7 protein-coding genes and 1 pseudogene are annotated in these 9,566 nt (G+C 64.9%); 2 read left to right on the top strand and 6 right to left on the bottom strand.

The annotated features are described in order from the left end of the window. Window positions 1–119: 119 nt before the first annotated feature. Window positions 120–377, top strand: a complete 258-nt coding sequence (locus Q4F04_RS13350) for a type II toxin-antitoxin system Phd/YefM family antitoxin (RefSeq protein WP_303370305.1) — start codon at window positions 120–122, stop codon at window positions 375–377. 62 nt (window positions 378–439) lie between these two features. Next, entirely contained in the window at window positions 440–838 is a 399-nt protein-coding gene (locus tag Q4F04_RS13345; RefSeq protein ID WP_303370304.1) for a type II toxin-antitoxin system VapC family toxin, read from the top strand. Window positions 839–848: 10 nt separating this feature from the next. Here the strand turns inward: Q4F04_RS13345 and Q4F04_RS13340 are convergent, their stop codons facing one another. The 6 genes and pseudogenes from Q4F04_RS13340 to Q4F04_RS13315 form a co-directional block, all read right to left on the bottom strand. Then, window positions 849–1,451, bottom strand: coding sequence for a recombinase family protein (locus Q4F04_RS13340; RefSeq protein WP_303370303.1), 603 nt, complete (start codon window positions 1,449–1,451; stop codon window positions 849–851). Window positions 1,452–1,796: 345 nt separating this feature from the next. Then, window positions 1,797–2,297 carry an acetone carboxylase subunit gamma gene (locus Q4F04_RS13335; protein ID WP_303370302.1) on the bottom strand — a complete coding sequence of 167 codons (501 nt, stop codon included), beginning with the start codon at window positions 2,295–2,297 and terminating at the stop codon, window positions 1,797–1,799. A gap of 52 nt (window positions 2,298–2,349) precedes the next feature. Then, window positions 2,350–4,659, bottom strand: coding sequence for a hydantoinase B/oxoprolinase family protein (locus Q4F04_RS13330; RefSeq protein WP_303370301.1), 2,310 nt, complete (start codon window positions 4,657–4,659; stop codon window positions 2,350–2,352). Window positions 4,660–4,674: 15 nt separating this feature from the next. Beyond that, complete coding sequence (locus tag Q4F04_RS13325) at window positions 4,675–6,828, bottom strand: hydantoinase/oxoprolinase family protein (RefSeq protein ID WP_303370300.1); 2,154 nt, start codon at window positions 6,826–6,828, stop codon at window positions 4,675–4,677. 123 nt (window positions 6,829–6,951) lie between these two features. After that, entirely contained in the window at window positions 6,952–8,556 is a 1,605-nt protein-coding gene (locus Q4F04_RS13320) for a sigma-54-dependent Fis family transcriptional regulator (protein WP_303370299.1), read from the bottom strand. Window positions 8,557–8,931: 375 nt separating this feature from the next. Then, a pseudogene (locus Q4F04_RS13315) lies at window positions 8,932–9,566 on the bottom strand (hypothetical protein); the annotation flags it as partial.

Here is a 9,566-nt window from a genome sequence, read left to right as displayed (position 1 = left end):
TAGTCGCTTAGTCGCTTAGTGTGGCGGGATTGCCCGCCTCATGGGCAAGGAGAGGCTTGATCTGGACCGCCCTCTAGACCATCTTCTTCCCTCTAGAGAACGATAGGTTGGGCTCGACGATGCAGATTTCCCTGTCCGACGCTAAGGCTCGCCTGACCGATCTCGTGCGTCAGGCCGAGGCGGGAGAGGAGGTTGTGCTCACCCGACACGGCAAGCCGGCGGCGCGTATCGTGCCGATGGCACCCGCTCCCTCCGGTTTCGCTCGGGCGCGGCTTGTCGAAAGCCTCCAACGCTCTGCCGCCCGAAGTGTGCGCCGTGGCCCTGAAGCCGCGCGTAGCCAGGATTTTCTCTATGGCGATGATGGATTGCCTAAGTGAGAAAGGCAGGGGAGGGGCGCCCCGCCTCCAGGGCCACGAGCCCCCAATCTCTCGATGCGGTGGTGCTCGACACCTCGGCCCTGATGGCGGTCCTCCTGGGAGAGCCTGAGAGCGCCGCCTGCGCTGCCGTCCTGAGCTCCGAGGCGCGTCTCCTGATCTCGGCAGGCACGCTGGCTGAGGCTCTGATCGTCGCGGGCAGTCGCGGGATCGGGATAGAGATGGCCACGCTCGTGGCCGAAGGCAGCGTGGAGGTGGTGCCCGTCACTGCGATCACGGCCGCGCGGGTTGCCGAAGCTTACGCGGCCTGGGGCAGGGGCCATCACCCAGCCGGACTCAACTTCGGGGACTGTTTCGCCTATGCGTTGGCTCACGAGACGAGCTACCCGCTTCTCTACGTGGGCCAGGATTTCGCAAAGACGGATGTGGCCGCAGCCGTTCAGGGACCGGCCCAGCGGACGTAGCTGCGAGCCTTCACTCGTCGGCCGCCCACGCGCAGAGCCGTGAAATCGTGGAGTGATGCACGGCATAGCTGCGGGCGATCGCCGTGATGCTCTCGCCCGCCTCGCGCCTCTGCCTGGCCTCCCGCTGCTGGTGCGGCGTGAGCTTGGGCTTGCGCCCCATCTTCCGACCCTCCGCCTTGGCCCTCGCGCGGCCCTCGCCGGTGCGGGCACGGATCAGCTCGCGCTCGAACTCCGCCAAACCTGCCAGCACCGTGAGCATAAGTCGCCCATGCGCGCTCGTGGTGTCGGCCCAAGGGTCGCCCAAGGAGCGGAAGGCGGCATCCCTCTCTGTGATGGCACCTAGTACGTTGAGGAGGTCGCGCGTGGAGCGCGCGAGCCGATCAAGACGCGTCACCAGCACCACATCGCCGGGACGCACCTCCTTGAGGAGCCGCGCGAGCTGTGCGCGGTCGCGCTTGGCCCCCGAGGCGGTTTCGCGAAACACCTGGCCTGCGCCTGCGGTCTTGAGGATCTCCACCTGCGGCGCGAGCGCCTGGCTGTCGGTGCTCACCCGCGCATAGCCCAAGGTGCGGGGCAGGGGGGTCGCGGACGGGTCATCTTCTGCACAGGACATATGCACAGGCTAAGCTGCTCATCCGCTTGGGTCGAGTCGGCTGTGCGTAAATCAGGATAAGTGCATCAGCTTCGGTGTATCGGCGCTTGAAGAATCGAGTTCTTCGCATCGTGTGATCAGGCGGAAGCAGGAAGGCACCTCTCGTGCTATCTCGGCCTCTTGCGTCCGCGACGGCTCCTGAAAAGTCTCGCGGAAATACTCAATTTGCTCTGCATCAAGCATTTGCCCTAAGTCTCCCTTGGCGGCGGTTCGGCGCAAGGCCGGTACACTGCTCCATGCACTCGTCGTGTCATCTTCGGAAAGACTGGAACGCCGAAAACGGCGTTCCAGTTGATTGGACTGATCTCAGGCGCGCTCTGGAACGGGCAGGCCTAGCCATTCCGTGTAGAAGGCGTCAATGTCGGGCTCGAAGTCGTGGATCACCGGATACCAGGGGGTCGGCGCCTCTACATCCAGCAGGTCGCCGGATTTGGGGCAGTAGTACTCGCGGATCACCTGCCAGTTGGTCGAGGGGGCCATCAGGCGGGGATAAAGCTCCTCCATCTCTTCGGCCGTCTCGCGCACGCGCATGACCGCGTGCAGCTTCCAGTTCTCGCGCCAATCGCAGAACTCGTAGCCGGCATGGGACTTGACGACCCATTTCTTGTCCGAGGCACGCTGCACAATATAGAGCTTCGGCCCCAGCGGCAGGATGATCTTGTCTTCCCACGGCACCTGCTCCTGCAGGATGTCGAGGTAGATCTCGAACCGCTCCTTGTCCTTGGGGGTCGAGAGCATGGTGTGCAGCGTGTCGCGGTCGATCTTGCCGTCGACCAGGTCTTTGATCTTGGCTTTCGTGTAGGCCATTTCGCTTCTCCTGTTGGGTGGCGGGCACCGGACCGGCCGGTGCCCGGAAGGCTCATTCGTCGACGAACTGGACCGTCTTCACGTCCGGCAGTTCGCTGATGTCCATGGAATATTCGCGACCGTAGGAGGGGATCGGCAGGTCCGCCTCCATCAACTGCCAGTCCACGGGCAGGTCCCAGAACTTGCGGAAGCTTTCCTCGAACTTCGGCCCGAGCTTGAAGGAGGCCGCGAACATCTGCTGCACATGGACGCCTGCGTCCTTGTGCAGGATGCGCTCGCGCTCGCCCTTCATCCATTCCCGCGTGGGGACGGCCTTTTCCAGCCGTTCCTTGCGGATTTGGGCGCGCAGGGCCTCGGTGCCGGCCTCGTCGGCCGAGAACTGGTTGCCCTCTCCCTTCACCAGCTTCACGCCGTAGACGCTGGCGGCGAAGCGTTCCAGCAGGTAGCCGCCGTTCACGTCCTGCGCGACCGCTTCCGGCTCGCGGTCCAGCGGATCGCCGAAGCCGGGGCCGCCGCGCATGTAGTTCAGGTAGAGATCGTAGTCCTTGAACATTGCCTCGGTGGTGATGGCCTGCTTGTCGCGCTTGATCTTCGCGTCAGGCAGCATCGCGTCCCAGGTCGGGTTCTCGGGGTCGGTGTCGCCGCCATGCGGGATTGGGTCGCCGTTGGCGATGATCTCCTTCAGGCCGGTATCATGCGCCTCGAAGCGATAGCCCGAGGCCGCCGGATAGCCGCCCATCAGCCCCCAGTCCGAGGAGATATGGCCGTTGCCCATGAAGAACATCGTCCAGTCCTTAGCGTTCCAGACCATGCGCAGCGACTGGAAACCGCAGCCGCCGCGATACTTGCCGGCGCCCCCCGAGGATGCCTTGATCTCGCGGCCCAAGTAGACCAGCGGCTCGGCCAGTTCCCAGATCTCCATGTCGCCCATGTCGCCTTCCGGGTTCCAGATGGCAGCGGCATGGCTGATCCCGTCCTTGAACGCGGATGCGCCGACGCCATTGGCCGCGCATTCGAACGAGTTGACGGCATGGATCTCGTCGAACTGGTTGAACCCGCCGCCCTGCAGCCAGTTCGAGGTGTTGGCGTTGCCGGCGTTCACCTCCTCGAGGTAGCCGCGACCGAAATAGCTGCGCGAGAGCCCCCGCCACAGCGCCGTCCAGGAACTGACGAGGAAGTGCCAGCTGTAGCTGAAGGCGACGCGGCGGTCGTCGGGGTTCATCCAGGTGCCCTTGGGCAGGCGGAACTCGGTCCCGTAGGCGGCGCCGTCGTTGATCATCTCGGTCGGGATCAGCGACTGCGTCATCATCACCCAGATGCCGGAGGTGAAGCTGACCGCATGGGCGTTGTAGGTATGCCAGCCCCAACGGGACGCCCCCTCGAAGTCCAGCCGCCAGGTGCCATCCGGGCGGATGGTGATCTCGGACGGGGTGTGCATGATCGTGTCCACCTTGGCGAAGTCCGAGGGGACACGAACATCTTCGTGGGCGTAGGGCACGTCCACGAAGCCCACCTGCCGGTACTTGCCCGGAATGGTCATAGCCTTGATGCGGGCCTGCAGGCCGACGCGGCCATGCTCGATCGCTTCATAGGCGAATTTCCAGTAGTTCTCGATGCCCTCGTCGGCGATCACCTCCTGCACCAGGTCACGGATCATGTGGCAGCCGGCGATGCGCGTGCGCTCGTCCAGCATCCAGTAGCGCGTGGTGCGGACCGAGCGCTGGCTTTCATGCAGCCAGTCCCGCATCAGCGTGTCGTTCTGGCCGATCTTGCGGCAGGTGATCTGATAACCGTCACCGAAACGCTGGATCTGTCCCGTGGACATCGAACCCGGCCCGACCGAGCCGGTGTCGATCACATGGGTCACGCCGCCGACCCAGCCGATCAGTTTTTCTTCGTGGAAGATCGGCACGATCGTGTGGATGTCGCAGGTATGAACGTTGCCGATCAGGCTGTCATTGTTGCAGAAGATATCCTTGTCATTGATGCCCGGGTTCGATTCCCAGTCGTTTTCGATCATGTACTTGATCGCCGCACCCATGGTGCCGACATGGATGATGATCCCGGTCGAGGTCAGGATCGCATCCCCCGCCGCGTTATAGAGCGTGAAGCAGAGTTCGCCTTCCTGCTCGACGATGGGGCTGGCCGCGATCTTCTTGGCGGTTTCGCGGGCATCCACGACCCCGGCCCGAAGGCGCGAGAACAGCTTGTTGTACATGATAGGCTGGCTGTCGCGCAGTTCCATCTTCTTGATACCGCCATAATGGCCGGTGCGCTTGGTGGCCTCCATCAGCCGGTCGCGGTGCTGTTTCAGGGTTTCGCCACCACGGACGATGCCCTCGACCTTTGTTTGCATATTCATCTGATCTTCCTCCCCTCAGACTTCTTTCAGGTGGAACAGGCGGTGGCCGTCCAGGAACGTCTCGAAACCGCCGGGCACGACAAAGGTGGTCGCATCGGATTCGATGATCGCGGGGCCCGTGATGCGGTTGCCGGGTTGCAGCGTTTCCATCTGGTAAAGCTGTGCATCGACCCATTTCTTGTGGCGGTAGAACTTGCGGGTTCCCAGCCGGGCTTCTTCGGGCGGGGTCTCTGGGCCGAGTTCTTCCTTCGGGATCTTCGGTTTCGGGATCGGCACGGTGCCCCGCATGATCGCGCCGGTCACGGAATAGCCGAGTTCCGGCGACCGGGCCGAGGCGGCATAGACGCGGCCGTAGGTCGCGTTGAAGGCCTCGACCAGCTTGTCCCAGTCCTCGGCCGAATGGGCCTCGGGCACGGGGGATTCGATTTCGAGGTCATTAAGCTGGCCTCGGTACTGCATGCGGAAGCCCGGCTGCAGCGTGACCTTGTCGGCGGAATAGCCGTTAATCTCGAACTCCTCGAGAACGCGCTCCTTCAGTTCCTCCCATGCGGATTGCAGGGTCTTGGCCTGCGTGGCCTTCTGGTCGCCCGCGGCATCCATGGCGATGTTGATGTCCAGCGACTTGTCGTAGCGATATTCGAAATCTGCTGCCGCGCAGCCGAAGGCAGAGAAGCCCGCAGCCCATGCCGGAACGATCACGTCCTCGAAGCCCAGGCCCTCGGTATAGCCATAGGTATGGACCGGACCCGCGCCGCCATAGCTGAAGCAGACGAAGTTCCCCGGCGTCGAGCCCTTGCCCGAGATCATCGAGCGAAGGTAGTCGCGCAGGTCGCTGTCCAGCAGCTCGATGACGCCCGCGGCGGCATCCTCGACCGACAGGCCCAGCGGGTCTGCGATCTGCTCCTTCATCGCCTTGACCGCCCGGTCGCGGTCCAGCTTGATCTGGCCGCCGAGAAAGTTGTCGGGGTTCAGGTAGCCCAGGATGACGTGGCAGTCGGAAATCGTGACGGTGTCGATGCCCGATTCCGCCCAGCAGACGCCGACGCGATAGCCCGCGCTGTCCGGCCCCAGCTTGATCGCCTTGGTATAGGGGTCCAGCCGGATGAAGCTGCCCGCCCCTGCACCGACCGAGTCCATCGCGACCAGCGGCAGCGACAGCACCAGCCGCGCCATGTCGGGGTCGTTGCGGATGGTCAGCTCGCCTTGGGTGATCAGCGCCACGTCGAAGGAGGTGCCACCGATGTCCGAGCAAGCGATGTTCTTGTAGCCTAGCACCTCGCCCAGGTATTTCGCGCCGATCACGCCACCGATCGGGCCGGACGAGATGGTGCGCGCCAGTTCCTTGGCCTTCCACGAGATTGTGCCGCCATGCGTCGCCATCACGCGGAAGTCGAACTTGGACCCGTTATCCTTGAAGGCGGTCGAGATCTTGTTCAGCGTCTGGCGCGAAGGCTCGGCTGCATAGGCCTCAAGGATGGTCGTGTTGGTGCGGTGGGTCTCCTTGCGCACCGGGTAGTAGTCGGTCGAGGCGAAGACGGGGATCTGCTTGCCGGCGGCCTCGATCTCCTCCTTCACGATGTCGCGGACGCGACGCTCGTGGGTCGGGTTCTTGTAGCTGTGCAGCAGTGAGATCACGATCCCGTCCACGTCCTGCGCGATCAACTCGCGCGCGGCGCGGCGGGCGTCCTCCTCGCGCAGCGGGATGACCACGGTGCCGAACATGTCGATCCGCTCCATCACGCCGCGGGTGCGTTCGCGCGGGACAAGCGGCTCGTCGTAGTAATGGGTGTTCAGGTGGATACGGTCTTCATAGGCGAAGCCCAGATAGGCCTGGATGGCGCGGCCCATGCGGTGGAAATCCTCCATCCCCGCATTGACGATCAGCCCGCATTTCAGCCCCTTGCGCTGCACCACGCGGTTCAGCATCGCTGTGCCCGAATAGACCCCGGTCTGGATCGAGCCGAGCGCGTCCTCCAGCGACAGGCCCCAGTGCTCCAGCCCCTCACGGCTGGATTCGATCAGGCCCAAGGCCTCGTTTTCGGGGGTCGATTGCGCCTTGCCGACGACGAAGTCGCCCTCGCTGTCGACGAAGAAGGTGTCCGTCATCGTGCCGCCGGCGTCGATGCCCAGCACCTGCACGGTCCGGTTGCTCTTGTGGTCCAAAGCCAATGTGAGTTCCTCCCTTTCCTCGGGACGGCGCAGGGCCGTTCCCCAGGGTCAGAGTGGAACCATCGTTCCCGGTGTGGTTGTCCGATTGTCGGATATGCTGACGGACATGCTGCGGACGCGAGGTCAGCCGCGCCGCGGCCGCGCGATCCGGTAGGCGTCGAGCTTGAGGTAAAGGGTCGAGCGCGCGATCCCGAGGCGCCGCGCGACCTCGGTCATGTTGCCCTGCGCGCGTTCGATGGCTTCCAGGATCTGGGCGCGCTCGCCGTCGCGCAGGGTATCGCCTTCGCGCGCAGGCGCGCGGCTGAACTCGGGCGGCAGGGAACGATGGTCGATCAGCCCGTTCGGCGTCACCGCCAGCAGCAGATCGACGAGGTTCGACATCTCGCGCAGGTTGCCCGGCCAGTCATGGTCGGTGATCGCCGCCAAGGCCGCCGGCGTGAAGTTCAGGCTGCGCCCCGCCCCGGCCTTCTGCCGGGTGATGGCGCGCAAGTGCGGCACGATTTCGTCGCGCCTGTCGCGCAGGGGCACAAGGGCGATGCGGGCCACGGCGAGGCGATAATACAGGTCGCTGCGGAAGCGCCCGGCCCCCGCCTCGTCGCCCAGCGACCGCGTCGAGGTGGTAATGATCCGCATCCCTGCCCCCGCCGCCTGCTCGACCAGTCCCAGCAGCAGCTTCTGCGCGTCCAGCGGACAGGCGGCCGGGCTTTCGAGGCAGAGCGTCCCCCCTGCCGACGAAAGCTGATCGACCAGCCCCTCGGCCAGATCGCGCCGCAGCCCCTCGGCCGTCAGCATCGCGCAGTCCAGTCGGACAAAGGGCAGGTTCGGATCACTACCCGCTTGATGGATCGCCTCGGCCAGCGTGGATTTCCCGGCCCCCGTCTCGCCCTCGATCAGGATCGGCAGATGCGAACCCGCAAGCCGCGCCGCCTGCGAAGAGATCCGTGCCATCACCTCGCCCACCTGCCCGATGGTCTCGAGATCCAGCCGGGATGGGGCCATGGCGGGGCGGCTCTGGCGCTTGCTCAGCAGAAGGCCGATTCCCTCGCCGCCGTCGCGCATGACCTCCAGGTCCATACCCGGCAGCAAGCCCTGCAGCGCCGAGACCATCTGCTCCTCGGGCTGGTCCATGAGGTCGAGCAGCACCGCACGCAGATGGTCCAGCACCCCGTCGTCATCGAAGGCGCGCAGGAAGTTGTCTGTGGACAAGACGTTCAGGCCATATCGGTCCAGCATGGCCACCGGCGCGTTGCCACGCCGCAGCCGGCGCAGGTTGGCCGTCTCGGCCAGCTTCTCGCGCTCGACCATGAGCATCTGGTGCAGCATGGTTTCAGCCTGCACCGCCAGGATAGCCGAGAGCGCGCCGGCATCCGAACGCACGGCATCGGCAGGCCAGGACACATCGACCACACCCAGGATGCGCTCCGTCACCGGATCGCAGACCGGTGTTGCCGAGCAGGACCAGCGCTGGACCTCCTCGGAGAAATGTTCCGCCCGGAAGACCTGCACCGGCATGCCAGTCAGTAGCGCCATGCCGATTGCATTGGTACCGATATCCTCCTCCCGCCATCGACCGCCTGTGTGCAGATGGTTCTCGCGTCCCATGTCCAAGGTATAAGGGTCGCCGACCTGGTCGATCACGAGGCCCTGGGGATCGCAGAGCAGGATCATGTTGCCCGAGCGGTTCAGAAGGTAACCCGCCTTCTGGACCGCAGGCTGGGCAGCCCGCATGAAACGGCTCGACCGGAACCGCGCCTGTTGGACGTCTGTCTCTACCAGCAAAGGCGCCCGCTTCAGCTCTCCTCGTGCCAAGTGTGAACTGCGCTGCCATGAAGCGATGATCTCGGCGCGGGCGGCTTTCGGCACCCGGCCCATGGCACGAAAATTCTCCCAGTCCTTTTTGGAAACGCTGTTCGGCATCGTTCCTCCTCGCCAAACCAGGCACCTCCCTTATCCCGCAGAATGCTAACACGCGCGTGCAAGGCGGTCAGCCGCGACAAAAGAAGATTGACATTTTCCTAAGGTCATTCTTGCAAGTGGCATCAGCGACTGTTGTCCGAAAATCGGACAGATCAGACAGTGCGCGGACATGTGCAGCTTGGGCGCTCATAACTCATGATCGCGCCCTCGGTCTTTGTGCCTGTGCACGACTTCGCCTTGGTCATGTCCATACTCCTCGCGCACAACGGCCTTTTCACGCGCCAGCACCGCCTGCAGCCGGTCACGGATGCTCTGCGACTCCTGCCCCAGCGCTGAGGCGGCCGCCTCCGCCTGGTCCTGCTCCACGTCTCGCTTGAGGATGCGCCCGAGCCGCGCGCGGATGTCGTCCTCCTCGTGCTCCGGCCCTTTTTCCTGCGCGACCTCGGCCTCCTTGCGGTCGATCCCCCGGTCCAGGATACGCGCCAGCCGCTCCCGGAGGCTGCCGGCCTCCAGGGTGTGCTCCCGTGCCTGCTCCTGGACCACGTCCCGCTCGTGTTCCCGCCCGTGCTCCCGCTCGACCGCGTGCTTCTGCGCCGCGGCCCGCAGCGCCGCCAGTCCGGCCGTCACCCGGTCGGCGCCGTCCTCGCGGGCGTGGGTCCAAGTCTCCCGCGCCAGCTCCAGCCGGGCGCGCAGCTCGGCCAGGAGCGCCCGCTCCCGCCGGGCGGCCTGCACCGCCGCGCCGCGTTCGGTGACAGGCACGTAGTCCCGATCCTCATACCAGGCCGTCTGCATCTCGCGCCGCTCGATGGCGCTAGCCGCCG

Origin of the sequence: Paracoccus sp. (in: a-proteobacteria) (assembly GCF_030536915.1) — a bacterium.
Lineage (GTDB): Bacteria > Pseudomonadota > Alphaproteobacteria > Rhodobacterales > Rhodobacteraceae > Paracoccus.
This window is presented reverse-complemented; position numbering and strand designations above follow the sequence as displayed.

Bases quoted from the DNA above. Each gene is read 5' to 3' on its own strand.
- Q4F04_RS13335 (WP_303370302.1), bottom strand. From the start codon at position 2,297: ATGGCCTACACGAAAGCCAAGATCAAAGACCTGGTCGACGGCAAGATC.
- Q4F04_RS13350 (WP_303370305.1), top strand. From the start codon at position 120: ATGCAGATTTCCCTGTCCGACGCTAAGGCTCGCCTGACCGATCTCGTG.
- Q4F04_RS13320 (WP_303370299.1), bottom strand. From the start codon at position 8,556: ATGCGGGCTGCCCAGCCTGCGGTCCAGAAGGCGGGTTACCTTCTGAAC.
- Q4F04_RS13330 (WP_303370301.1), bottom strand. From the start codon at position 4,659: ATGAATATGCAAACAAAGGTCGAGGGCATCGTCCGTGGTGGCGAAACC.
- Q4F04_RS13340 (WP_303370303.1), bottom strand. From the start codon at position 1,451: ATGTCCTGTGCAGAAGATGACCCGTCCGCGACCCCCCTGCCCCGCACC.